The organism is Virgibacillus dokdonensis (assembly GCF_900166595.1).
GTDB classification, from domain to species: Bacteria; Bacillota; Bacilli; order Bacillales; family Amphibacillaceae; genus Virgibacillus; species Virgibacillus dokdonensis.
In genome coordinates, this window is sequence record NZ_LT745763.1 from 3,428,277 (window position 1) to 3,453,070 (window position 24,794).

The 24,794-nt window shown below is 38.3% G+C and carries 22 protein-coding genes, 2 pseudogenes and 1 riboswitch; of the genes and pseudogenes, 6 read left to right on the forward strand and 18 right to left on the reverse strand.

The window, feature by feature from the left end; all coding sequences use genetic code 11:
- Positions 1-219 precede the first annotated feature (219 nt).
- Together B2C77_RS17565 and B2C77_RS17570 are read right to left on the reverse strand one after the other, a co-directional pair.
- The gene (locus B2C77_RS17565; protein ID WP_077706223.1) at positions 220-771 is read right to left on the reverse strand and encodes a transcription repressor NadR; all 552 of its coding nucleotides are present in this window, start codon (positions 769-771) and stop codon (positions 220-222) included.
- Positions 720-1,907 (reverse strand): IscS subfamily cysteine desulfurase, encoded by a 1,188-nt coding sequence (locus tag B2C77_RS17570; protein WP_077706224.1) that lies wholly within the window; start codon positions 1,905-1,907, stop codon positions 720-722. Before B2C77_RS17570 ends, B2C77_RS17565 begins: the two co-directional genes overlap by 52 nt.
- A gap of 186 nt (positions 1,908-2,093) precedes the next feature.
- On the opposite strand from B2C77_RS17570, the gene nadB reads away from it, so the two are divergent.
- From nadB to nadA, 3 genes are all read left to right on the forward strand, one after another.
- Positions 2,094-3,677 carry an L-aspartate oxidase gene (gene nadB, locus B2C77_RS17575; protein WP_077706225.1) on the forward strand — a complete coding sequence of 528 codons (1,584 nt, stop codon included), beginning with the start codon at positions 2,094-2,096 and terminating at the stop codon, positions 3,675-3,677.
- Positions 3,646-4,479, forward strand: a complete 834-nt coding sequence (nadC, locus tag B2C77_RS17580) for a carboxylating nicotinate-nucleotide diphosphorylase (protein ID WP_141130802.1) — start codon at positions 3,646-3,648, stop codon at positions 4,477-4,479. Before nadB ends, nadC begins: the two co-directional genes overlap by 32 nt.
- Positions 4,480-4,607: 128 nt before the next feature.
- Positions 4,608-5,714, forward strand: coding sequence for a quinolinate synthase NadA (nadA, locus tag B2C77_RS17585; protein WP_077706227.1), 1,107 nt, complete (start codon positions 4,608-4,610; stop codon positions 5,712-5,714).
- Positions 5,715-5,818: 104 nt separating this feature from the next.
- On the opposite strand, the pseudogene B2C77_RS22165 reads toward nadA, so the two are convergent.
- Positions 5,819-5,996: pseudogene (locus B2C77_RS22165) on the reverse strand (integrase core domain-containing protein); the annotation flags it as partial.
- 161 nt (positions 5,997-6,157) lie between these two features.
- Between B2C77_RS22165 and B2C77_RS17595 the strand changes: the two are divergent.
- Together B2C77_RS17595 and B2C77_RS17600 are read left to right on the forward strand one after the other, a co-directional pair.
- Positions 6,158-6,412 (forward strand): AbrB/MazE/SpoVT family DNA-binding domain-containing protein, encoded by a 255-nt coding sequence (locus B2C77_RS17595; protein ID WP_176087363.1) that lies wholly within the window; start codon positions 6,158-6,160, stop codon positions 6,410-6,412.
- 5 nt (positions 6,413-6,417) lie between these two features.
- Positions 6,418-6,816, forward strand: coding sequence for a type II toxin-antitoxin system death-on-curing family toxin (locus B2C77_RS17600; protein ID WP_073013129.1), 399 nt, complete (start codon positions 6,418-6,420; stop codon positions 6,814-6,816).
- A 134-nt stretch (positions 6,817-6,950) separates the two neighbouring features.
- On the opposite strand, the gene B2C77_RS17605 is transcribed toward B2C77_RS17600, so the two are convergent.
- From B2C77_RS17605 to B2C77_RS17660, 10 genes and pseudogenes are all read right to left on the reverse strand, one after another.
- The gene (locus tag B2C77_RS17605; protein ID WP_077706229.1) at positions 6,951-10,757 is read right to left on the reverse strand and encodes a 5'-nucleotidase C-terminal domain-containing protein; all 3,807 of its coding nucleotides are present in this window, start codon (positions 10,755-10,757) and stop codon (positions 6,951-6,953) included.
- A 146-nt stretch (positions 10,758-10,903) separates the two neighbouring features.
- The gene (locus B2C77_RS17610; protein ID WP_077706230.1) at positions 10,904-11,746 is read right to left on the reverse strand and encodes a M15 family metallopeptidase; all 843 of its coding nucleotides are present in this window, start codon (positions 11,744-11,746) and stop codon (positions 10,904-10,906) included.
- A 97-nt stretch (positions 11,747-11,843) separates the two neighbouring features.
- Entirely contained in the window at positions 11,844-12,935 is a 1,092-nt protein-coding gene (locus B2C77_RS17615) for a sensor histidine kinase (RefSeq protein WP_077706231.1), read from the reverse strand.
- Positions 12,928-13,623 carry a response regulator transcription factor gene (locus tag B2C77_RS17620; protein WP_077706232.1) on the reverse strand — a complete coding sequence of 232 codons (696 nt, stop codon included), beginning with the start codon at positions 13,621-13,623 and terminating at the stop codon, positions 12,928-12,930. The genes B2C77_RS17615 and B2C77_RS17620 overlap by 8 nt, the downstream gene beginning before the upstream one ends.
- Positions 13,624-13,920: 297 nt before the next feature.
- The gene (locus B2C77_RS17625; protein WP_077706233.1) at positions 13,921-14,109 is read right to left on the reverse strand and encodes a reverse transcriptase domain-containing protein; all 189 of its coding nucleotides are present in this window, start codon (positions 14,107-14,109) and stop codon (positions 13,921-13,923) included.
- A 92-nt stretch (positions 14,110-14,201) separates the two neighbouring features.
- Positions 14,202-14,498 (reverse strand): GNAT family N-acetyltransferase, encoded by a 297-nt coding sequence (locus tag B2C77_RS17630; protein WP_077706234.1) that lies wholly within the window; start codon positions 14,496-14,498, stop codon positions 14,202-14,204.
- Between the two features lie 13 nt (positions 14,499-14,511).
- Positions 14,512-15,087 (reverse strand): hypothetical protein, encoded by a 576-nt coding sequence (locus B2C77_RS17635; RefSeq protein ID WP_077706235.1) that lies wholly within the window; start codon positions 15,085-15,087, stop codon positions 14,512-14,514.
- A gap of 12 nt (positions 15,088-15,099) precedes the next feature.
- Complete coding sequence (locus B2C77_RS17640; RefSeq protein ID WP_141130759.1) at positions 15,100-15,585, reverse strand: hypothetical protein; 486 nt, start codon at positions 15,583-15,585, stop codon at positions 15,100-15,102.
- 213 nt (positions 15,586-15,798) lie between these two features.
- Positions 15,799-16,161, reverse strand: a complete 363-nt coding sequence (locus B2C77_RS17650) for a hypothetical protein (protein ID WP_077706238.1) — start codon at positions 16,159-16,161, stop codon at positions 15,799-15,801.
- Between the two features lie 66 nt (positions 16,162-16,227).
- Positions 16,228-17,126 (reverse strand): annotated as a pseudogene (locus B2C77_RS17660) (MobA/MobL family protein).
- On the opposite strand from B2C77_RS17660, the gene B2C77_RS22560 reads away from it, so the two are divergent.
- Entirely contained in the window at positions 17,103-17,267 is a 165-nt protein-coding gene (locus B2C77_RS22560) for an S-Ena type endospore appendage (protein WP_367946649.1), read from the forward strand. The pseudogene B2C77_RS17660 and the gene B2C77_RS22560 sit on opposite strands and share 24 nt — an antisense overlap.
- 280 nt (positions 17,268-17,547) lie before the next feature.
- Here the strand turns inward: B2C77_RS22560 and B2C77_RS17665 are convergent, their stop codons facing one another.
- From B2C77_RS17665 to B2C77_RS17685, 5 genes are all read right to left on the reverse strand, one after another.
- Positions 17,548-18,399, reverse strand: coding sequence for an ABC transporter permease (locus B2C77_RS17665; protein ID WP_254844054.1), 852 nt, complete (start codon positions 18,397-18,399; stop codon positions 17,548-17,550).
- A gap of 95 nt (positions 18,400-18,494) precedes the next feature.
- Positions 18,495-19,496 (reverse strand): ABC transporter permease, encoded by a 1,002-nt coding sequence (locus tag B2C77_RS17670; protein ID WP_077706242.1) that lies wholly within the window; start codon positions 19,494-19,496, stop codon positions 18,495-18,497.
- A gap of 508 nt (positions 19,497-20,004) precedes the next feature.
- Positions 20,005-21,687, reverse strand: coding sequence for an ABC transporter substrate-binding protein (locus tag B2C77_RS17675; protein ID WP_077706243.1), 1,683 nt, complete (start codon positions 21,685-21,687; stop codon positions 20,005-20,007).
- Positions 21,688-21,927: 240 nt separating this feature from the next.
- The gene (locus tag B2C77_RS17680; RefSeq protein WP_077706961.1) at positions 21,928-22,896 is read right to left on the reverse strand and encodes an ABC transporter ATP-binding protein; all 969 of its coding nucleotides are present in this window, start codon (positions 22,894-22,896) and stop codon (positions 21,928-21,930) included.
- Between the two features lie 41 nt (positions 22,897-22,937).
- Positions 22,938-23,918 (reverse strand): ABC transporter ATP-binding protein, encoded by a 981-nt coding sequence (locus B2C77_RS17685; protein WP_077706244.1) that lies wholly within the window; start codon positions 23,916-23,918, stop codon positions 22,938-22,940.
- A 643-nt stretch (positions 23,919-24,561) separates the two neighbouring features.
- A riboswitch (TPP riboswitch) is annotated at positions 24,562-24,668 on the forward strand.
- Positions 24,669-24,794: the final 126 nt, after the last annotated feature.

Consider the following 24,794-nt stretch of genomic DNA (forward strand, 5'->3'; position numbering starts at 1 on the left):
GACAAAACCCTCCGTTTTACGTATAGATAAACCCGGAAGCTTTATGCTTTGGTATGATGGAAAAGGATCTCTCCTTTTCCTACATGAGAGAGCGTTTCAAGGACACCTATATGAAGTAGCAAAATGTTTAACTAAAACCGTCCACGTCCTCCATCCCTTGAACTTCTTCTATCTTTTTGCACAGCACGAAAGGTTTATTTACTCTTTAGATGCCCGTAATCACCCTCTTATATCGCAATGATCCAACAAGAATCCTGCTTGTTTTAAAGCTATTTCTGCTTCGTTAATTTGTTCTTCTTTAGCAGCAACTAATGTATGCAGATGTACCCCTTCTGTAAGCTCAGACAGATAAGCTGCACCAGTAGAAGTAATTTTTTTAATAAATTGCTCTACATCCTTACGATTGGATACCATAATCGAAGCTGTTAGATCGCCATATACGAGATGTTCAATCGTTACATCCTTTACTGTCACACCATGGTCAACAATAATATTTAATTCTGCCTCTGCCTCATCAGGCGTATGCTGGCAAGCGATGGTCTTTTCTACACTCTCAGTAGCTGACGCTTGTAAATACATATACCCTTGACTTGTTGCAATAATTGGTTCGCTTCTCGCTTTTAACAAAGTCACATCGTTAACAATAACTTGCCGGCTGACATTTGTTCTTTTAGCTAATTCACTACCAGTAATCGGTTTGCTCGCATCCTTTAATACGCTTAAAATGAACTGCCTGCGTTCTTCACCAAGTACTTTTTTCTGTTTTTGCAAACTCCTTCACCTACTTCTTTATTTCTAGTTACAATTTCCTTTAATATTTTTACCAATTGCATAACGTCTTTTTCTTTCGTATCTTTCCCAAAAGAAATACGGATAAATTCCTTCTGCCTTTCCTGTGTGTATCCCATTGCTAGCATTGTTTTTCCAGCTGTCGATAACGCATGACCACATGCGGAGCCAGTTGATATACAAACACCTTTGCGATTACATTGTAACATAATGAATTGTCCTTCATAATGATGCATTGCCAAACCAACAATATGAGGAAGTTGCGATACAGGCGATTCAATCACTTGATAGCAATCCTTCAACTCACGCTTTAACTTTATTAAAAACAGTCGACGTAAAGCATCTGCATGATCTACTTCTGCTCTCGTATACTTTACCGCTGCAGCAACAAAAGCTGCAATACCTGGGGTGTTGACGGTTCCACCACGAACACCATGCTCATGGGTTTGTAAAGGAAAAATCCCTTTAATAGCCAACCTCGGTTGTATGTAAACTGCCCCTACACCTTTTGGACCATACAATTTATGCGAAGAAATGGAAAAACTGTCAACAACCTGATGCAGCTTGGAAAAATCAACTTTACCAAAGGCTTGGACAGCATCGGTATGAAAAATGATATTCGGAGGTAGTAGCTGTTGAATTTTTTGAAGTGGTTGAATAGCGCCAATCTCTGCATTGACATAACTAATGGTTACCATTATTGTATCCGAACGAATTGCTTTTTCTAGTTGATGTACATCTACTTGTCCTCCTTTTGTATACGGAATCTTCGTTATTTCAAATCCCTTATTTTCCAAATAAGCTAATGCTGAAAAAACAGAAGCATGTTCTGCTTGCGATGTGATAATGTGCTTTCCTTTGTTCGACTGACTTAAGGCAAGGGACACAATTGCTAACTGATTGGATTCTGTACCACCTGATGTAAAATAAAGCCCTCTTGCCGGAACATGTAATAACCTCGCTAACTTTTCCCGGCTGTTTTCTAGTATTTCTTTTGCTTCTCCCCCAATATGGTGTATGCTACTTGTGTTTCCCCAAAAGTTTGCAGCTACCTGCTGATAAATAGCTAACGCTTCCTCATCCATGGGCGTTGTTGCAGCGTAATCAAAGTATAGCATGTTTATCTCCCCTCTTTCTTTCTGAAATTTATTTTTTTAGAGAAAAGAGCTCCTTCTATCTCCCTTCTTAGAAAACAACCTATCGATCTATGGAAGCCAGAACAGTATCTAATAAAAAACACTTGTATTTAGTTTAATAATATGTAATGATATGTGTCAAGACACATATAAAAAGGTGAATTTACAGTGAAAAAGACAGACATCATTATTATTGGTAGCGGGATTGCTGCATTACAACTTGCCAACCAACTTCAAGAGCAATTAAATGTGACAATAATCACAAAGAAAGCTATAACAAATAGTAATTCCTATCGTGCACAAGGAGGTATTGCTGCTGCTATTTCCACAGACGATGACGCCTACGACCATTATCAAGACACGATCATTGCCGGTGATCAGCATGGGAATGCCACAGCGATTTATGATCTAGTTACAGAGGGCAAGCAATTCATGCATGACTGGGTTAAACTTGTCCCATTTGATACACATGCAAATGGAAAAATTTCTTTAGGCTTAGAAGGTGCCCATAGTAAAGCTAGAATTGCTCATTGTGGCGGGGACCAAACGGGTAAATATGTCATCCATTTTTTGCTTGACTCATTGCGTTCCTCTACACGTGTTCACTGGATAGAAAACGAGATAGTCATCGATCTATTACAAAATAAATCAGGTCGATGTATTGGCGTTACAACAAAAGACAAAAATGAAGTCTCTCATATGTATATGGCTAACCATGTCGTGTTAGCAACAGGCGGTGCTGGTGAACTGTATACAAATACATCTAATGCTTCCTCTGTTACAGGCGATGGAATAGCGCTTGCTTACCGAGCAGGGGCAAAAATTTGTGATATGGAATTTTTTCAATTTCACCCAACACTGCTCTATATAAATGGGAAAAGTGTTGGACTTATTTCTGAAGCTGTTCGTGGCGCAGGTGCTAGATTAATCAATGATTTAGGCGAGAAAATTATGAAAGAGGTTCATCCACAAAGAGACTTAGCACCAAGGCATATCGTTGCCCATCAATTATTTCAACAAGTAAATAGGGGCAGAAAAATATATATAGATATACGACAGGTAAGAGATTTCTCTACAAAATTCCCTGCCATAACAAAGATGTTGCAACAGCACGGAATATCTATGAAAACAGGTAAGATTCCTGTTGCCCCAGGCGCACATTTTATGATTGGAGGTGTCCTGATTAACGCATGGGGAGCTACCTCCGTAAAAGGTTTGTACGCCATTGGGGAAGTAGCTGCTAGTGGCGTCCATGGTGCCAATCGGCTTGCTAGCAATTCTTTATTAGAAGGACTTGTTTATGGAAAGCGCCTTGCATCCTATATACAACAGTTGGACAGTTCGCAGACGATGGATTTTATACCAAAGAAACAACATCGAGCTCAACTAACTGGCATTCCTTTTTCCAAAAAACAAATTCAACAATCCATGATGCAAGCTGTTGGAATTATTCGTGATCATGATTGTTTATCCAAACAATTAAGCTGGCTAAATAAGCATCCCAATGACCCTTTTAGACAGATAGAACAATGTAGTCTTTCCACCATTCAAAATTATTTTATGTGGATTGTCGCACGTCTTATCACAGAGGCTGCATTACTTCGGACAGAAACAAGAGGCTGTCATATTCGCGCTGATTTCCCGAATAAAGATAACGAACATTGGCTACAAAAACGAATCATTCATTACCAAAGTAATGACAGAATGGAGGTCACTTATGATACCCCTTATACAATTAAAAACCATACTTAAGCCATTTTTTTTAGAAGATATTGGACATGGTGATATAACAAGTCAACATTTGTTCGATTATCATACGCAGGGGACACTTACATTGCTTGCTAAAGATGATGGCATTTTTTGTGGGGCAGAAATAATCGAAGTCGGCTTTCCAATGGTGCATCCGCTTATGCAAATAAATCGCAAGAAAAATAACGGTGACCAACTAGTGGCTGGTGATGTGATTGCAACTGCAACAGGACCCATGATCCATCTATTACAAGCAGAAAGGGTTATACTGAACCTCATTCAGCGAATGAGCGGTATTGCTACACGCACATACAAAGCAGTAGAAATGGTCAAAAACACAGATGTGAAAATTTGCGATACAAGAAAAACCACACCTGGATTACGTATGTTAGAAAAACAAGCGGTGCGCTCTGGTGGTGGATATAATCATCGGTACGGTTTATATGACGCCGTGATGATTAAAGATAATCATATTGCCTTTTCGGGCTCTATAACCAATGCCGTACAACAAATAAAGTCCAAGCTCGGTCACACCGTCAAAATTGAAGTTGAAATTGAAACAAAGGATCAATTGCTAGAGGCAATCTCTAATAAAGTGGATATCATTATGTTTGATAATTGCTCTCCAGAAACTATTAAACGTTGGATACACCATGTTCCAAAAACAATCATTACAGAGGCATCTGGTAGGATTTCGTTTGACCAATTACCTACATACGCGAATAGCGGTGTAAATTATATTTCATTAGGTAGCTTAACCCATTCAGCACCTTCACTGGATATTAGTGCGTCTGTATATCGTTAACGCATGCACATGGATGTTCCCTTCCTATACAGGTATAGTACGAGGTAAGAAAAAAAATGCCGCTTTACATGCTACTAACCAAAAATGTATACATTTTATATCGTATAAACGAAAGGGGTTTTTTATACATGGATCTACTTCAAGAACTGATTTCATCGACCAACTCTATTCCCGAAGAATATTTGCATGTATCACAACAAGAAATGGAGGAACGGGTGAAGCAAATAAAGAATGATTTAGGAGAAGCCTTATTCATCCCCGGTCATCATTATCAAAAAGACGAGGTTATCCAATTCGCCGATGCTGTTGGAGATTCCCTTCAACTTGCCCAAGTCGCGGCACAAAATAAATCTGCCTCTTATATTGTATTTTGTGGGGTGCATTTTATGGCAGAGACGGCTGATATGTTAACCACTGATGAACAGATCGTGCTCTTACCAGATAGAAGAGCAGGCTGTTCTTTAGCAGATATGGCTGATATTTACCAAACGGAACGTGCTTGGGAGAAACTAATGCAACAATTTGGCGAATCCATCCTCCCGTTAACCTATGTCAATTCAACAGCAGCAATTAAAGCATTTGTCGGTCAACATGGAGGAGCTACGGTTACATCTTCCAATGCCCATCAAATGGTGAACTGGGCATTTACGAAAAAAGAACGGATTTTATTTTTGCCTGACCAACATTTAGGTAGAAATACGGCTTCTGATCTCGGGATTGCTAAAACAGAAATGGCAGTTTGGGATCCAATCCAAGAGGAACTTCTTTTTTCTGGCAATGTAAAAGATGTTAAAGTAATTTTATGGAAGGGACATTGCTCTGTACACGAAAATTTCACCTTAACCAATGTAGAATATATAAGAAAAGAGCATCCCGGCATGCATATCATCGTTCACCCCGAATGCAAAAAGGAAGTGGTTGATGCCGCCAATTATAATGGTAGCACGAAATATATTATTGAAACGATTAAACAGGCAAAAGCAGGATCTGCCTGGGCAATTGGAACAGAGATGAATCTTGTCCAACGAATCATTCACAACCATCCAAATAAACATATCATTTCACTAAATCCGTATATGTGTCCATGCTTGACTATGAATCGAATTGATTTACCACACCTCCTTTGGTCTTTAGAAAGTATAAAGAAAGGAAAGCCTGTCAATCAAATTACAGTCGATAAACAGACAGCTTGCCAAGCTCGTTTAGCACTTGACCGTATGTTGGAAAGGGGATAAGCGTAGACTTTTCTAATAACAAATCTACCCTCCCTTATAAAAGAGGCTTATGCAGATAAAAGGTGATTCCTATATTAAATAGGAGTCATCTTTTTTAGGTTCCGCTAATAATGGTATTTGTTATAGTAAGTCATGTAATGATTGATTTTCCATTTTAATTCCTTCATGTTTTGGATGATTCATATTCTACTTCATAAAATCTACTTCATCCTTTAGGTGACCAAAAAATGATTCTTGAGGATCGTTGTCCAAACAGTTACCTCTTCGTGACATAGAGTGGTCCAATCCATACTTCTTTACTACAGGTACCATTTTAGTTTCTTCTATTTGTCATTTTTATTATAATAGGAAGAAAATCACGGTATAATGTAAGTATGTTATAATAGTAATAACGTATGTATATAAGGACTTTTTTCGGCATATACTGAAAAAAGAATATGGAAATGAGTGTGGTTACAATGGAAAAAGAAACTCGGAAAGTGAGCAAGTTGGGAAATAGTTTAGGAGTTGGAATTCCAAAATCAATGGTTGATGCGTTAAATATTCGTCGTGGTGATGAACTAGAATTTGAAGTGAAAGAAAACGCTCTTGTGATTAAACGAAAAGAGAAGTTAGAAGATCAATTAGAACCAGAATTCCTTCGTATGATACAAGAAACTATGGAAGAACATGATGAATTGTTTAAGAGGCTAAAATAGTTCCTATGCGTATACATTATTTAACCGTAAAAGAAGTTACAATCATACACTTCCTTATCATGAGAAAGTACGGAGATGGGGAACAAGCAGGAATTAAAGAGCAAGGATATTTAGAATCGGCAGTATATCGCCCACAGCAAACCTTATTTAAAGAAGATGCCTATCCAACTCTATTTGGAAAAGCTGCGGCATTTTTTGAATCATTAGCGCGTAATCATACATTTTTTAACGGAAATAAGCGTACAGCATTTGCTTCGTTAGATGTGTTTTTGAAAAAGAATCATAAAAAAATTATTTCAGATACAAATGAGAATGAAGTTTTCACTGTGCTTGTAGCAGAAGGAAAATTTAAATTTGAAGACATCGTTCATTGGTTAGAAACTCATACCATCCCTTTAAAATAAAACAACAAAAGCAACAAATTTAATGCTTTCTTAATCTGGTAAAAAATTGGTTCCAATCTTCAAAGACAACAATGATTGGAACCACTCTTCATAAATTTCATCTATTTACATCTCTAACCCTTTCTCCAAAACAGTCAACTTGCTTTGTTTGCTATATATCGTTTTCTTAGATACAACGCTACACCGCCACCCAAAAGCGCTAATCCAATGAATATCAGATTATAAAGATTAGTTGCTGTGTTTGGTAATTTACTTCCATCATCATGTTGACTTCCTGCTGTTCCTAATGCAGTATGTTTCGTACCTCCTGTCAACGTGCCATTACCGTTGTCACTCATCGAGCTGTTGCCGTCATTATCTCCATTATCATCATAGTTATCTTTCCCTAGCGTGTTCCCACCATCATGCTTCTTTTGCTTCTTGGCGTTGTTACCGTCATTTCCAACATCAACATTTGTTCCATCACCGTTATCGCCATTGTCTGTTCCTGGATTTTTTGTCGGTTCTTCTTCATCTTTTGCAACGGAAATTCTTCCTTCCGCTGCATATAAAAACGGGTCATCCTCTGTGGAGTTTAAACTTTTAACAAATTCAACTGTTGCATCAAGATCAGTCGGACCCATGACAGGCTTTTTGCCAAGGTCACTAATCGGACGATATTTCGACCCTTTTGAAGTTCCCATAAAATTATTCACCGTTAAAGTAAACGTTTTGTCTTCCTCAATTGGCGTTCCATCTGGATGCGTAACATTTACTACTTTGCTCGCCTCGGGGTCCCACGTATAATGAAAACCGCTAATGCTATAATCCGGTCCGTATTCTTTCGACAGTTGCGCATTAATAATTGGCACTAAGTCTTTTCCTTTAATTTCAAATTTCATTAGTGTATTACCGAATGGCTGAATATTGTACAAGTCTCCCCACGTTACTTTTCCAGCTAATAAATCGTCGCGAATGCCGCCACCATTCATCATTGCAAAATCACTATTCATAACCGACTTCATTCCATCTGCGAGCAGATTCCCCAACCCGTGATCACCATCATTACTGTAATCACCCGTTAAATCTGTTGCATTATAGCCAATCACTTCATTCATCATCGGCGCAATTTGATTTTCATATTTTGTTAAAATTTTACTGACATTCGGATCCGCTTCGTAATCGCTTTGCTTTACAAATACAACTTCCGCATCTTTTTTCACAATATCACCAGTCGTGCGATCAATTTCCACATCTACATCAGCAAAAGCTTTTCCATATTCGGAAGCTTGAACAATAAGCTTATTATCCACGACACCATCTACGACTTGGTGATTATGCGCAGCAAAGATAATATCCACGGCATCATTTATTTCTCTCGCTAGATCAGCAGCTTCTCCAGTTGCCCCATCGCCTGCTTGATCAGCTGGAATATGTGCTAATACGGCAATTGCTTCGACACCTTGCTGCTGTAATGCAGCTACTGCTTCATTGACAGCCGCCACTTCATCCGTAAATTGGATATCAGCAATTCCATCAGGCATGACCATACTAGCTGATGCTTGTGTGTTCACACCGATAAAACCGATTTTTTCACCATCCACTTCTTCCATATGAAATGGTGGTAAAATCGTCTCGCCACTCTCCTTATCCACACAATTTGCACAAAGCTGCGGGAAATTCATTCCATCATAGCCTTCTGTACCTTTCCCTTCTGGGTGTTCTCCACCATTTACCATGCGCATAAATTCTTTCGTACCTTCGTCAAACTCATGATTTCCAACTGTACCGACATCAAAGCCAATTTCTTCTAAAATTTCCACCGTTGGCTCATCTTGTAGTAGCCCTGAAACAGGTGAACTTCCACCAATCATGTCACCAGCATGTACCATGAACGTATTCGGATTATCCTGCTCTCTTTCCTTTAAAGCTGATGCCACAAAATCCATGCGCCCATACGTATCAAAAACACCGTCCCCATCAGGATCTAAATTGTATTGCTGATCAATTTTCCCATGTAAATCATTCATGCTTAAAAATTGTACAAGCAGATTATCTTCGGATGGATTTCCTGTAACAGATTGATACCCATAGGATTCTGCTTCTTCTGCACTTGAGAAAAATACGCGCTTTTCTACCGGCACGTCTGCCCAATCATTTGGCTCTACATATTCTTTTGTAGCTGAATTACCGACATAACGTAAAAAGCCTTTTTGATCATCATTTGCGCGGAAAGCAAACGGTAATTCCAATAATGGATTCGTTTCATCCCAAATACCTAATCTTTGATCTTTTGCTTCTTTCACCGCTTGTTGATATTTTGGATATGCTTTTTCATCAATTGGTGCAATAAAGTAAGAGACAGCATAGCCATCACGAACCATTTCCAAATTTACATTTTCCCCATCAGCAGTAATGACCTCTGCAAGGAGACGACCGTAATCATCTGTCGGTTGTTCTCCGACTTTGACGGTGATTTTATCCCCAGGTTGAATATAGGTTTGAACATGCTTCGTCGCTTCGTCACCATGATACTTTTGATTTTCGTTTATTTCCTGACGTTCTGGAGCTTTATTTTTTGCTGCATAGGTCTCTGGCGTATCCATATTAACAAACCGAACACGGTCACTACCGAAGACAGGATCAGCAATGCGGATCGTATCGCCATCCGTAATTTTTTCCACCGTTGTTTCATATTCTCCAGCTGCTGAAGGTGGCTCGGGCTGTTGCTGCGCTACTTGTACATCAGCTTGCTTCGTTGGAAGAATCTGATAATCGTTGTATTGACTAACAATTCCCGTAACATCATACCACTGTTTCTCAGCAACTTGACGAATATCTACCGCATTTTCCATGATTCGTAATAAAATAGCATTATAGTCTTGATCAATAAATGACACATTATAGCCGCCACCCGCTGGAGAGCTAGGAATGGAAGGAATATATCCATTGACACGTACGAGCTCGCCTTCATAAGACTCGGCTACCTCTTTATTTTGTAAATCTTCTAATGTGATTTGTTGAACGGCTGGCAAAGTTTGACCCTGTTCAAGTACTTCAATCGAAGCTGGAACAACTTCTTTTAGCCCCTTATAGGATGCTGTTGTTCCTATTACCTTCACACGATCTCCTTTTTGTACCTCAGGTAAGTCTCCTTGTTCAAAGTTAAACAAATTAACCCCAGCGGTTTCATCCTGCATGTATGTACTAAACTGGTTACCATTGCTCAATGCTTCGGAATTAGCTGTCACAATCCCTTCCACAACAACTTCTGAACCATTCGCTAACTGTCTCGCTTCCGCAATCGTGCTCACTTCTGGCTCTGGATCTGGGTCCGGATCAGGATCTGGGTCCGTTGGTTCACCTGGATCTTGTTCGCCTTCCCCGTCCATCGTATGGCTTCCTAAATAAGTAAATATATCTTTCCCATAATCCGTCCATTGGTCTATACGAAAAGTAGCAGTTGGTGACGACACATTAGCATTTCTGACGAACGTCTTGTCTTTAGCAAAATCAGAATCATCCCCTATTTCACCAAAAACATCGATGATTTCGCCATTCTTTTCCAACGCAATCGCGTCGTTTCCATTAAAGTTAACCACTGCTGATGTAAGATCCGTTACTTGTTGAACAGCAGCATCTGCATCTCTATGCGAGAGTACGAACACATCGCCATTTTTAAGTATCCCTTTTAAGGTTTCCGTATTTGTAGGTTCTGTTTTGCCATTACTGTACAAATTCAACTGATAGTTTGCTAGATTCATGTCAGCACCTGTACCATTATAAATTTCAATGGCTTTATTAAAAGAACGCCCTTCCACATACTCGGATATAAACAAATCTTCTGCTTCCACATCGCCTTTATCTGCTGCAATCGCAGTCGATGTTGGAACTAGATTTGAAAATATCAAAGCAATAATGAATACCATGTAACATAATTTCTTTCGTAATTGGTTCCCCATACATACCCTCCATTTTAGTAGATGATGATAACACATCCATACTATGACATAGAGGAAGCGAATATACTATAAAATTTTGCTTAATTTTTTGTAAATTTAACGAAATATAATGTAAAAAGCATTAGACAATATTCGTTCTGCTTGCTTTATTTATACAACGTAATAATAACACCGCCTACGTTATCCCCAGAAATCGTATAGTTATAACCTTTTGGTATCTTTACCTTTTTCGCTTTGGAAACTGCATAATAACGAATATTATACTCTTTTCCATCCACTGTCGCAGAAATTTGTTCCTTTTCTCTTAAGTAAGCTAAATATTCCTCTAAAACAAAGTTTTTATCTTGCATAATGACACTATGCGGTTTTCCGACATAACGTATATGCCATGGCTCATATTGGATGCCAGTAACGTCCGTTTTCGCTTGCGGATAGCGTAACACAAAACCATACTGCCATGCATTTTCCGCAATCCATTTTCCTTCTGCCGCTTCTGCCATCGTTCCTTCTGATGAACCTACATCCAGTGCTAAGCCTAGTTGATGTTCGCTGTAACCCCCTGGCAACGCATAATCTCTTCCCTTTTCTTGATACAATTTTGTTTGTTCTTCAAATGAACGATAGCCACTGCTAATTAAAAAATTATTTACGCCATCTTTTTTTGCGCCCTCTATCATTTCATTAAAATATGCAGTAATCTCTTTGGACAACGCTATATCTGTCGTAAGTAAACCATAATCACCTGTTATTTCTTGATTTTCATATAGGTTTTTAATGTCCGTTTTGGCACTCTCTTTTATCCCATACTCCTCGTTCACCAATAATAATTCTCCTTGATGAACATCTGCTACATCTATTTTTAACGGGTTTTCATCTTCTACTTCTATTGGATCATGGTAGATAACTGAACTATTATTTCTATCAAACCATAAAACAGCAAGAATAATAGCTATCATAATGATAAACAAAAACTTTGTGCTTTTCTTCATTTTAATTTCCTCCCTTGCTTTTTAAGCATAGAAAGGAAAACTTAAATATTTGTGAGGTTAAACCTTAAATTTTTCTTAAACTTATTTATAAATCATTTCACTGTTTCGGAAGGCGAACTTTAAATACTGTTCGGATGACGGTACTATCAACATCAATACTTCCGCCATGTTGTTCAACAATGTTTTTCGCAATAAATAATCCTAGCCCTGTACTATCAGCCTTGTAAGACCTTGCTTGATCTTGCTTAAAAAACATTTCAAAAAGATGTGGCAATACATCTTCAGGAATACGATCCCCGTAATTGGTAACGTGCACCATGATGTTTCTCTTATCTTCAAAAGCTACAACATCTATAAATTCGCCATCTGCGCCATAACGAATGGCATTTGTAAACAGATTTTCAAACACTCTGGCGAGTTTCTCACCATCTGCTGTCATCATTAAATTTGGTTGCATATCCAATCGTGTCTGCACGTGGTTCTTTTCAAACATTGGATAAAATTCTTCGTTCAACTGTTGAATTAGTCCGCTAAGATTAATTTTTGTTTTATTTAATTGTAGCATGCCATAATTCATCTTCGTTATATCGAATAACTCATTAATTAGCCCTTCCAAACGCTGTGATTTCTTAAAAGCAATGGACAAATAATGCCTTTTTTGTGCATCTGTTACATGCTCATCCGTGAGCACCAAATCCAAATACCCAAGAACAGATGTTAACGGCGTGCGTAAATCATGAGCTAAATTGACAACTAACTGATCCTTACTACTTTCAGCAAAATCACCTCGTTCAACAGCTTCCTGCAACTTTTTAGTTGCAGCATTAATGTCTGTAGCAATTTGATGAAATTCATCATTCGTGTTTATTTGTACATGGTGAGTAAAATTACCGTTCGCAAGTTCATGAATTCCATGGGATATTTCTTTAAAATAAAGCGAATACCGCTTCGTTAGCAAAAAGAAAAACATAATCGAAAGCGGGATAAATAACAAAAGAAAAAAATTAAAGTCACCTATTGTCCTTATTACACTACGAATACTTGCTAATGGATCGCCTACAAATACGTAGTTGTGATAGTAAAAACGCGCTCCTAGAAAGAGAAGCAATGTTGTTAGACCTGCAAACAACATACTTATTCCAACCAACAAGACCATCTTAAAGCGGAAGTTTTTCATCTTTTTATCCATGAAAGCTGTACCCCACTCCCCAGACGGTTTTAATCCGCTTATCCTTACGCTCGTCTTCCTTCAGCTTTTTTCTTAACGTTCGTATGTGTACCATGACCGTATTTGCGCCTTCAAAGTACAAATCATCCCATACTTGTTGAAAGATCATTTCCACATCAAATACTTTTTTTGGATGGCTAGCCAGTAGAAATAAAATATCGAATTCTTTCCGAGTTAAGTCAACTTCTTTGTCGTACAAAGTTACCATTCGCTTATCTTTATCGATACATAGCTCACCGTATTCTAAGACGTTGTTTCTTTCTTCTTTTGCGCCATTCAACACGGTATATCGCCTTAATTGCGCCTTTACTCGAGCAACTAATTCCATTGGTGTAAATGGTTTTGTCATATAATCATCTGCACCAATAACAAGCCCCTTCACTTTATCAAAATCAGACGTTTTTGCGCTGACAAAAATAATCGGCATTTGGTAACTCTCTCGTATCTTTTGCGTTACTTCATATCCATTCATATTCGGCATCATGATATCTAAAATCACTAAGTGAATAACCTGTTTTTGTATCATATGTATGGCTTCAACACCATCTGCTACCGTAATCACATTATATCCTTCTTTTTTCAAATGAATAGAAATTAAATCAGCTATTTCCTTCTCATCATCTGCAACTAGTATCGTTGTTTGTGACATCTTCTTCACTCCAATAGTTTATCTCTGTATGATCATACAATACTGGTAATTAGATGTAAATCTTTGAAGAATCGGGAGGCTCATGGTGTTAGCTTGGAGATAACAGTTGATCATACCTTTCATGTTAAACAAGATACCGTATAACAAAGGTGCAAGCACCCGGTTAGCAACGTAGCAAGTGCAACAAATTAACTAAAGTTTTAAGAAGAACGAACCGAATGACCTATCGTAGGGCGATTCGTGAAGTCGCCTAGTTGCTGGGCGCTGGAGCCGGACGGGGCCCATTCAGTTATTTGGTTACGCCATAGCATCACATTTGTTTTCAGCTATTTCCAGATTAAATTTCTTCAGTCGCTGTTTTAACGCTCTGTAGAATGCCTGAGCATCCTGTTGATATTGGAAGCAGCACACAAAACCATCTGCATATCTAACCATGTAAGCCTGCATAGTTATCTCAATTTTTAATGTTCTCTGGATAAGATTCATCGCGAATTTCTGGATACTCTTTTCTCCCCACTAATATAAAAAGATTACTTCCAAAAACTTAAAAAACAAACAATATTCGAACATTTTAAATCTTATTTATTGATTTCCGATATATCATAACTATCCAAAACATATTTTTCTTGAAACCCAACGGATTTGTATAAACTTATTGCTGCTGTATTCTTACATGAAACGCATATAGTTATTTCATCTATACTAGGATATGAGAAAAGTTTCTTCAAAGCATCTATTATGAGTGTTTTCCCAACCCCTTGACCTCTAAATTCCGGAGATACAGCAATGTACTCAATATTCCCTTCTTTATGCTCTGGAGTTGCTTCTATATACACATAACCTTTAATATCAGATTCATTTCCTTTTATAACCAATAGGTTATTGTTGCTATTTCAGCCTATTTAATATAGAATCTGAATTGAAGTATGTCTTTGGAAAGATCTCATCATGCAAATTAACGAATGAATCATAGTATTCTTTTTCTATTTTCTTTGAAGTTGTAATGATTTCTTCGCTAAATATACTTCTTTTAATATTAAGAACCAAATCTGTTCCAGAGTAATGAGCTTTATTTTGCATTGCAATTTTTTTCGCAAACAAGTTATTTTTGTTAATAAAAAACGAACAGGAGTTTATCTCTTGAGGTATTTTAAGAAGAAGTTTGTTCCATAATTCTTGACCAACTTCCAAATTCTCATCGGTGACAAATGGCCCCCATATATCAGCTTCACCTCCGGCTAAATCAGCATCCATTCCAATCGCACCAACTATATTTTTTTGATCATATGCAACTAAAAAAGAATCTTCTAATTTTAAGTCAGAGAAATCATTCATTAAAGTATCATATATTTCTTTATTTTTTTCTCCACAAAATCCAATGTGACTTCTACTTTTTCTATTCATTTTTTCGAGATAAATAGAGACTTCTTTTATATCTTTTGGTGGAATGATTTTAATTTTCATAATAATCTCCCTTTAATAGTGTCCAAATAATCCTTTTTGTTTTGCATTTTTTTCACATTTTTTAAACAAATATAATCCTATCATTAAATAAATAGCAGAATTGAGTATCAAAAAAATCAAATCACTTAATGGAATATCTATAATTGAAACATTAGAGATTCCTATATCTCTTATTAATTGTAAACCAAACATAAAAGGTACATATTTTAGAAAAGGTGCTATGGTAATAGGTATGAAAGTCATGGCCATAATAACAAATTGAAAAAGCTGTAATATATGGTCTACTTGTTTGAATACTAAAGTTATTCCTGCTATTCCTGCTATAACAAAGCCAATACCCATTACACCTATTAAGGTAATTATAGTTATTGGTACAATAGATAATAAATCAAGATTTAACCATTGATTTGAGGTGATCGTTGCAGCAAAAAGCAAAATTGTTATAGTAACTATTTTTATAATAATTGTCGATAGGATTCTAAAAAAATCGTTAGCCAAAACGGAAAGGGAGTTATGTATAACTGTTCTAAAGTACCTTGACTAGCTTCATTAGATATGTCCCATCCTAATCCTTGTGTAACCGTTAATATTATAAACCAAAAAATATAGTTTAGTATAACCATTTGTATATTATAATCAATACTTTCTGGGCTACCTACAAGAGTTATACCAAAGAAAAACCCTATAAATACTAAATAAAAAATCACAACTTCACTTACGCAACAACTCCTGTGTGGACACCTGCTCTCCTCGTAAAACGGCTAGATCATACGCTCGTTTCGCTCGTACATAATCGGGCACAGCTACTAATTGCTCTTTCTTGTATTTCTTCGGTGGCTCACTTGGAAAATTGGCTAATCGTTCTTTTATGAAAGATTCACCGTAATAATCCATTGCCGTCATCAACCACTCACGCTGAACTAGAGATTTATCCGATAGATCTAAACTTGGCATCCGTAAATGAATACGCTCGTCATAATAAGCTCCAAATAAACGCAACGCCAGCTGCAATCTTTTAATTTCCTTCAACATACTTTCAAAGTTGTCTTTTTCAGCAGGAAATAGACGGTCCATAGATGCTTTCTTCTGAAGCGATACCCTCTGCTGTTGCTAAAAGGTTGCCGCTCGCGTTTGCACAGCTTATAAGCGCTCCTGTGCTTCGATAACAGTTGGAATCGGTTGTTTTAAAATCGACTGGACTTGTTCCACCACTTCTTCCTCACGCGCCTGTAACAATGTTTCCTTAATTTCCAACTCATTTAAAGTTCGACCCAGGCGAGCCGTTTCATTGACTAGCTCTCGCTTCTCATAAGACGTCCACTGACTCGTATCTAGGGTTGGATAATACTTCACAGTCAATCGGTCTGCCTCCGATTAAAAAGCTCCTCAGCAAGTTGGAAAGCTTCCTCTTGCGCCTGATATCCTTTATAACTTGACTCATTGAATAATCCGAGATCTACTTGGGCCTGCAGCTTAACATCCCATAAATAAAGCATCCTTCTTTTATCAGCCAATGACTCCGGCTTCACATACATTTTTAACACTTTTGATAGTTGGCAAAGTTCCTTTTTTTCCGCTGGAGATAACGCCTGTAAAATCAGCTGATGATTTTCTAGATTCGTCAGCTTCTCATCAACTTCAAGTAAAGAAACAACTTTATCATTACGTGCTTTCACTTGCCGATTTATTTCCACACGATCTGAAGAACGCCCCTCTTGTTCCAAACCTAACGCTGCATGGGACTTCTCTGTAATTTCAACAGCAACACCCGCAAGTGCCAAATGCTGATTCGCATAGAGTGCCCATGCCTGACGCCACTCCTGTATTTTCTCTCTTTTATTCCAGTCATTCATATCAATTTTCCGAGATTTCTTGGCGCCACTCGCAGTATACAAAGACTCTCCATCTTCATCTAAGATATATTCTTTTTTCAACTTGGCTCCCCAGCTGCCATCTTCTAAAAACGGACGCATCGTTAACATCACATGCGCATGAGGATTCTTATCATCATCCCAATGAATTGCGATATCTGCTACCATCCCTTCATTCCACCGCAATCTTCTGTTGCTATAACTGCCGATACACTTACTAGCATCACCTATACGTGTACGGGGCCAGATCCGACCGCTTTCTGTACGGGATCTTTCGAAGCGAGCCTGTATTATTGTGTAGATTGTTAGATAAGGAGAAAAGAACACTCTGTTGAACAAAAGCGCAGGGGGCCCGTTTAACAAAGTAGCGACCGGAACGCATCAACTGAAGTTTTAGGAATTATGCCATTAAAACAGGGGTTACCGACGCACCCAGGCTAGGCCGTTTTTAGTGGATCTTCCTATTTCACACGAACCGATGATGACTTAGCTTAGGGCGACTCCGTAAAGTCGCCTAGTTGCTGCACTTAAGCCGGACGGGCTATTCCGTTACATCGATATCCCAAAGGGAATAAATTTTAAACTTCCTTTACATACTTTTCATTTTAGGGTCTAACGCATCGCGTAACCCATCACCGATAAGGTTAAAGCCTAACACTACCAACATAATGGAAACACCGGGAAAAATTAATGTCCAAGGTGCAAGTTGAATGAAATCCCGCGACCCTGCCAACATTGCTCCCCATTCCGGAGTTGGTGGTTGCGCCCCTAATCCTAAGAATCCTAATGCCGCTGCGTCTAATATAGCTGTTCCAAACCCTAATGTAGCTTGTACAATAATTGGTGCAGCACTATTTGGTAAAATATGATGGAAAATAATGCGCCCACTCTTCATTCCTTGCGCTCTTGCAGCCATAATAAATTCCTCTTCTCGCAAACTAATTACTTTTGATCGAACAATTCTACCGAAAATGGGGATGTTAATAATGGCAATAGCAATTAAGGCCTTTTGCAAAGAAGCTCCTAAAATAGCCACGATGGCAATTGCTAATAAAATACTAGGGAAGGCTAGTAATATATCAAATACGCGCGAAATAATTGTATCGACCCACCGTCCAAAATAGCCGGCGACCATACCTAATAACGTTCCAAACACAAGCGCTCCTGTAACAGCAAAAAAACCCACCTGTAACGAAACCCGAGCACCATAAGCAATCCGGGTGAATATATCTCTTCCAACATCATCCGTACCAAACCAATGCTCTTTTGACGGAGGTTGCAGACGGTTGCCCAATGCTTGTTCTTCATAAGAATACGATGTCAATAACGGCGCTACTAGCCCAAATAAAATAAAAAATAGTATAATGGAAAAACCAACCATCGCAAAACGATTCTTTCTCAATTGCTTCATTGTATCTTTCCACGGGGACGTTTCTTCCATATCATCAGCTTCGAATTGCGGAGAAAGTGTAACAGGGTTGGTTAACGGTAGCTGATCTTGCTTTTTATCACTTTCTGGACCCATTCCATCACCCCCTAATATTTGACTCTCGGGTCAATGAACGTGTATAAAATGTCGACAATTAAATTAATAATGACAAAGAGGAAGGCAATGACTAAAATGCCCGATTGAATGACGGGATAATCACGATAATTGATTGCTTCGTATACATACCTGCCAATTCCTGGCCAACTGAAGATTGTCTCCGTTAATATAGCTCCCCCCAAAAGGACGCCTGTTTGTAAACCAATAACTGTCAGGACGGGGATTGTAGCATTTTTTAAAGCGTGTTTATAAATAACAAGGAACTGCCCTGATCCTTTAGCACGGACTGTACGAATATAATCAGATTGCATCACTTCCAACATACTAGAGCGGGTCATCCTCGCAATAATTGCCATTGGAATCGTTCCTAATGCAATGCTCGGTAGTACGAGATGCTTTAGGATCGTTAATGCCCTTGAAAAGTCTAAATGAATCAGGGCATCAAGTACGTAAAAATGCGTAATGGCTGCAATTGGATCTCTGCTATCTTCTCGCCCATAGGCAGGGAACCACCCAAGTTCTTGGGCAAACACCCATTGCTCCATCAGCGCTAACCAGAATACAGGGATGGAGACACCGACAAGCGCAAAAAGCATCGCTAATAAGTCAAACCACGAATTTTGCTTCCACGCACTAATAATTCCTGCGTTCACACCAATACATACAGCAAATAACATGGCAAAGAAAGTTAGTTCAAATGTCGCTGCAATATGCGGCCAAATTTCTTCCGTAATTGCAGCTTTCGATCGTAAAGACGTTCCTAAATCACCTTTCAGTAAATCGGTAACATAAATTCCATACTGAGTTAGATATGGTTCATTTAAACCCATATTTTCTTCTAAATTCTCTACAGCTTCTTGTGTAGCTGCTTCCCCTAAAATTGTTTGCGCTGGATTACCAGGTATTAAATGTACAATGGAAAACGTTATAACTGTCATTCCAAGTAATACTGGAATGACATGCAGTAAACGGCGCATGATATATGCAGTCACCTTTTCACCTCCATTCCAATCTATGTTGGTACCAATAGAAAAACTGAACTTTTTCTATAAAGGGAATCTTTTAGATCATGTAGCCGTTCTTTTTCTCCAGTGCAGATATCGGAATTGATGTACCGCTATCTCTCTCTTCACTTTTTGTTGTCCTAGATTTTAAAGGGAGAGTGTGTTGCGGTACACCTTATTTTTAATAAACACCATCGTTTTGCTTCATAATTCACCTCAACGTTTCATCATTTCTATAGTGAAAAATCATGTATCCATACCTTATCGACTGTTCAAAAAGCAATCTGATTGCTTCTTTTTCACCAAGTGCGAAAACAACCTCTTCTATGATTCCTATACAAACTGTTCTTTAAGAACCTTCTATAGTTTAAAAATTCGGAAAAATGACTGGATTTTATGTTTATCAAGCTTAGATTGTTTCAATTTCTATCCATGAGCTCATCATTTAGCAAACCAACGTAACCTTTTAGTCATGCTCTTTGATACTTACACTCCTTTATTCCGTTGCTATTTCCACTTCTTCTAGCGGGTCACTTGTAGATGGATGTGGTATAAAGTTTTTCACTTTATTTTTAGCGGCAACTAGCGGTGTTGAGTGAACAATATTTACCCCTGGAACTTCTTCATGAAGAATGGTTTGCACTTGTTTATACAATGCTGCCCGCTTATCTTGATCGATTTCTGCACCAGCTTGATCAATTAATTTATCCACTTCATCATTTTGAAAGAAAGAACGATTTTCTCCGCCGATGCTATCTCCATGTAGCAAACTGTCAAAGAAATAATCTGGATCACCATTTGAGCCTGACCAACCAAGCAAATATAAATCCTGCTCCCCTTTACCTGTTTTTTCTAAATATGGAGCCCATTCTTCACGGACAATATTTGTTGTAATACCAATCTCTTGTAAATTGCTTTGGACTATTTCAGCAACTGTTTCAGGATCTGGCATGTATGGTCGCGATACAGGCATCACCCATAAGTCCATTTCAAATCCATCCCCATAGCCTGCTTCAGCTAATAATTCCTTCGCTTGCTCTACATCATGCGCGTAAGGCTCTAATTCATCATTATACCCCAAATAATTTGGTGGAATTAGATTCGCTGCTGTCGTTGCATAACCTGCATAAAGCGCCTCGACAATCGCATCTGTATCTACCGCATAATTGATCGCTTGGCGAACTAATTTGTCATTTAACGGCTCTTTTTCTACATTCATCCCTAAAAAGCCAATGTTATTTTCACCCCGCACATATAAATCAAGCCCTTCTTCTGACTCAATACTAGCTGCATCATCTGGATTAATTCCATCAATAATATCCACTTCTCCAGAACGCAACGCGATTAACCTAGCTGAGTTTTCTGGAATAACTTCAAAAATAATTTGATCTAATTTGGGTAATCCTTCTTTATGGTAATTAGCATTTTTCTCTAGCACGATCTGATCATTCTTACTCCAGCTAACAAATTTGAACGGGCCTGTCCCTACAGGATTTTCATTAATAGTAGAACCATATTTTTCTAAAGCAGTTGGTGAAGTCATTGCAAAATAGGACATAGCCATATTTTGTAAAAAAGGTCCTTGAGGTGCGTTTAAAACAAATTCCACTTCATAATCATTCATTATATTTATTTCTTTAATATTATGTGCGTCATCCCCTTTATACCCGCCAAACATACTGCCATACAATGGATAAGCGTATCCCTCATCCGCAAATGCATACGTATGTTCAGGGTCGGCCCAACGTTCGAAATTCACCTTTACAGCTTCCGCATTAAATGGTGTGCCATCATGGAAAGTAACGCCTTCTTCTAGAAAAAATGTGTACCGTAAACCATCATCAGATACTTCCCAGTCATGCGCTAAGCCTGGAACTACCTCAAACGATTCTTTATCATAATCGAGTAAACTTTCATAAATATTCTCTGTAACACGCAAGGATTCCCCATCAGAAACACTCGCAAAATCTAAACTAACTGAATCACCACCACGGCCAAATACTAATACCTGCTCTTCGTTAGCCGTTGCCTCTTTTTCGCCCTTAGTACCCTCTTCACTTGCACCACCACTTTCCTCCTCTGCTTTGTCCGTTTTTGCTCCACCATCACCACTACACGCTGCTAGAAATAACATACATAGCAGCATGAAAATAAACCAAATCGCGCATTTCCCCTTCATTTTTCTTCCCCCTTAAAATTTTTTAGTTAGAAAGACTTGTTTTGTCGCCAAGTCTTATGGGCGAAAGCTGTAATGTTATACGATAAACCTTTAAAATTTTATGCTTTCCTATCGTGTAAACGAACACGAAGTTCTACATTTTACCCTCACACATTTAATGAGCACTCCATATGCACTAGTAAGTTTTTTCATGCTCGCTAACCATTTTCAATCGTGCACATCCCTTTACACAACATGCTTTCACGTGTATAAATGACAAGCAATAAAATGATTCGCTTCCATCTCTTGGAAAGCAGGTTTAGCTGTTTTACAAATATCCATTGCTTGCGGGCATCGTGTATGAAAGACACAACCTGGTGGGGGGTTTGCAGGGCTAGGTACATCCCCTTTTAAAATAATTCGTTCTCGAATGCCATCTGGATCTGGGGTCGGTACAGCTGATAATAATGCTTGGGTGTATGGGTGCTGTGGATTTTCATACAATGTATCCTTGTCCGCTAATTCCATCATTCGTCCCAAGTACATGACCCCTACACGATCACTAATATACTTTACAACACTTAAGTCATGCGCAATAAACAAATAAGTCAATTGAAATTCTTCACGTAATTTTTGCATTAAATTCAAAATTTGCGCCTGAACAGATACATCCAATGCAGAAACAGCCTCATCGCAAATAATTAATTTAGGATGATTTGCTAACGCTCTAGCAATACCAATTCGTTGCCGTTGTCCACCACTAAATTGATGTGGGTATCTGGAAGCATGGTAGCTATTTAAACCGACTATTTCTAACAGTTCTTTCACACGCTGTTTACGTGCTGTTTTGGCTGTCACCCCATGAACAAGTAGCGGTTCTGCAATGATTTTTTCAACCGTATGTCTTGGATTTAACGAAGCGTAAGGATCTTGAAAAATAATTTGCATATCTTTGCGGAGCTTTCGCAACTCTTTTGCTTCAAGATCCTTTATCCTTTTTCCAGCAAACATCACTTCCCCACTCGAAGGCTCCAATAATCGTAAAATGGCTTTTCCAGTTGTTGATTTTCCGCATCCTGACTCTCCAACAATACCAAGTATCTCTCCTTCTCTTACACTGAATGAGACATCATCGACAGCTTTGATAACACGCTTTTTCCTTCCAAATACCCCGCCTTTAACTGCGAAATGTTTCTGTAATCCTTTCACTTCTAACAATGGTTGGACCACTTTCTCCTCTACCTCCTTCCTGCTTGCTTTAATGGGAGCAATCATGCTTCCTTTTCATGTAAAAAGCATCTACTTGTGCGGTTATTTTCTAGTTCATATAATGGAGGGTTTGCTTGAAAACATGGTGCAAATGCCCATTCACAACGAGGTGCAAAACGACAACCTATCTTTTCCTTCTGTGGCTTAGGAACCGTACCTGGAATAGAATATAATTGTTGTTCTGTTTTCTTCACATTTGGTAATGAACGAATTAATCCTTTTGTATAGGGGTGGTTAGGATATTTTAATATTTCTCTCGTCGTCCCTTCTTCGATGATTTGCCCAGCATACATCACTGCGACGCGATCACAAATCTCTGCAACGACACCTAAATCATGTGTGATGAACAGAATAGCTGTCTGCTTTTCTTGATTTAACTGTCGCATTAAATCGAGTATTTGTGCCTGTATCGTTACATCAAGTGCTGTTGTTGGTTCATCCGCTATTAACAAATCTGGTTCGCAAGCCATCGCCATTGCAATCATGACCCGCTGTCGCATTCCACCTGATAATTGATGCGGATAACTAGCGACAATAGCATTTGCCCTAGGAATTCCAACAAGTTCTAATAATGTAATCGCTTTGTTACGCGCTTCTTTTTTGCTTGTTTTTTCGTGTAGTCGAATCGCTTCTATCATTTGATTACCAATGGTAAATAAAGGATCTAAAGATGTCATTGGTTCCTGAAAAATCATAGCAATTTCATTTCCCCGTATCTGTTTCATTCTTTTAGGAGAAGCTGATACGATATTTTCCCCTTTAAAATAAATGTCACCACTTACAATTTTGCCAGGCGGGCTAGGTATTAATTGCATGATGGATAAGGATGTGACGCTTTTTCCACAGCCCGATTCTCCAACAATACCAACGACCTCTCCTTTACATACAGATAAACGAACCCCATTCACAGCGGGAACCTCCCCTTTTTCCGTAAAAAAATGCGTATGGACATCTTTTAGTTCCAGTATGACTTCTTTGGACATTCTGATTTCACCTCGTTTCTTACAAATTTCCACCACTCTAAAGCACCTCAACTTTAGAAATAGATAGTTTCTTGCCATATATTTGCGGTGGATGTTGTCATGCCTTTACATTTTAAACTCGCAAATAGGTATCTTGTTAACAAACTAAAAATTCAGTCTATTGAAACAGTTTTTTCCCCGGTTCATTATCACCTGTAAGGAATATCTTGCATTTACTTATTTTGTAATAGATTTGTTCCCCCTCCTTTCACTTTCTGATTTATCCTTCTATAATCTCATGGAGTAGGTCACCACCTCTTCATGAAAGCGTTTCTAATATACCGATGAAAAACTAGGATTTTAGAACCATCTTGTAATGCTTATCATATTCATGTCCACATGAAATTATTAACCTTTCTTTTAAAAGTTTTGAATATGTTTTAACTTCATCTATAAAAGATGGACCGTAATTTTATAGAAAGTGGATTTGCAGGCCATTATTCAAAACAGGCAATTATTTTCCCTTTACAACTATCTCTAAACCACGCAAGTACAATTCAAGGTAATAAAGATGCGGAAAGGTACTAGCTTTTTCCATGACAAACATCTACCATTTTGTTAAGCTTGATGTGTTAGCGTTTAATATTTTAGTAGAATATTTTATAAGAACTACTAGGGGAGCCTATCATGGGCTGAGAAGAAGCAATAGCTTCTGACTCTTATTGACCTGATCTGGTTAAGACCAGCGGAGGGAAGTAGTAGAGATTCTCTTTCTATATTTCTTCTTCTAAGTCAGGTTCTGTCTGGGGTCTGACTTTTTTTGCATGTTAGGAAAAGATAAGGTTTATAGGATAAGTAACATGGCGTTATGCTTGTTCCTTTTGTTCTATTCTATTC